The following is a 1,273-nucleotide window of genomic DNA, read 5'->3' as shown; positions in this document are numbered from 1 at the left end:
GCACACACACCACCAGTTCGAAGGTCGCCGCCAGTTTTACCCCGAGGATGTTCAGGCCCATGAATACGATGTAGGCGCCGACCGCTGCATGTTTCGGGTCGAGGGCGGGGAACTGCACGTTGAGATAAGCGCCAATGGCCAGGGCAATGGCCGGAGGTGCGAAGACGAACTCGATCAACGTCGCCAGGCCGGCGATCAGTCCGCCTTTTTCGCCAAAGGCGCGGCGACTGTAGGCGAAAGGGCCGCCGGCGTGCGGGATCGCCGTAGTCAATTCGGTGAAGCTGAAAATGAAGCAGGTGTACAGGGTCGCGACCATGAACGAGGTCACCAGAAAGCCGAGCGTTCCGGCTACACCCCAGCCGTAACTCCAGCCAAAGTACTCGCCGGAAATCACCAGCCCGACCGCGATCCCCCATAAATGCAGCGTGCCCAACGTCGGTTTGAGTTGTGTGTTCATGCGTTTCTCCCGCAGCGGATTGGAAAGCCCGGGGGAGGGCGTGTGCAGTGGGCGCCAGTTGGGGGCGTGGGCACCTGTTCTGCCGTCATCGCGAGCAGGCTCGCTCCCACAGGAGTTCGACGTTGCATGGACGATGGCATTCCAATTGTGGGAGCGAGCCTGCTCGCGATGACTCCCGCCAGACCACCACTGTAATCCCCGCATAAACCCACTCTTTACGCTTTCTTTATGCCGCACCCAACCCCTCGGTCTCGTTCCTTTACAGCCTTCCTGCGGACAATTGCGCCACACGCGGCAGTTGCCGTACGACGGAGAAATTCCATGAGTGTTCTGGACGGGGTGTCCCTGCTGTTGGCGGTGGGACTGTTCATTTATCTGTTGGTTGCGCTGTTGCGCGCGGATCAGCACTAGGAGCGGCTATGCACAGTTATGACTATTGGCTGATCCTCGCGTTCTTCGYCGTGGTGCTGATTCCGGCACCGTTCCTGGGAAGGTTCTACTACAAGGTGATGGAAGGCCAGCGCACCTGGCTGACGCCGATCCTCGGGCCTGTGGAACGCGGCTGTTATCGCGTGGCCGGGGTCGACCCGCAGAGCGAACAGAGTTGGCAGAAATACACCCTGGCGTTGCTCGCATTTAACCTCGCGGGCTTTTTGCTGTTGTTCGCGATCCTGTTGTTTCAGGACTACTTGCCACTCAACCCGCAGAATCTGCCGGGCCAGGAGTGGACGCAGGCGTTCAACACTGCCGTCAGCTTCATGACCAACACCAACTGGCAGTCCTACAGCGGTGAGGCGACCCTGAGCTATCTGAGCC

General features: G+C 59.8%; 3 protein-coding genes. 2 read left to right on the top strand and 1 reads right to left on the bottom strand.

What is annotated here, in order from left to right; all coding sequences use genetic code 11:
- A partial coding sequence (locus AC1DH9_RS29350) for an amino acid permease (RefSeq protein ID WP_477809356.1) occupies positions 1-457 on the bottom strand: 457 nt, incomplete at its 3' end.
- Between the two features lie 321 nt (positions 458-778).
- Here AC1DH9_RS29350 and kdpF point away from each other — a divergent pair.
- Together kdpF and AC1DH9_RS29340 are read left to right on the top strand one after the other, a co-directional pair.
- Positions 779-868, top strand: a complete 90-nt coding sequence (kdpF, locus tag AC1DH9_RS29345) for a K(+)-transporting ATPase subunit F (RefSeq protein WP_019692955.1) — start codon at positions 779-781, stop codon at positions 866-868.
- Positions 869-876: 8 nt separating this feature from the next.
- A partial coding sequence (locus AC1DH9_RS29340; protein ID WP_477809355.1) for a potassium-transporting ATPase subunit KdpA occupies positions 877-1,273 on the top strand: 397 nt, incomplete at its 3' end.

The sequence above is a fragment of the Pseudomonas sp. 05T35 genome (genome assembly GCF_056396605.1).
This window is presented reverse-complemented; position numbering and strand designations above follow the sequence as displayed.

What these genes read in the sequence shown, in the direction of transcription:
- kdpF (WP_019692955.1), top strand. Translation starts at nt 779, where the DNA reads ATGAGTGTTCTGGACGGGGTGTCCCTGCTGTTGGCGGTGGGACTGTTC.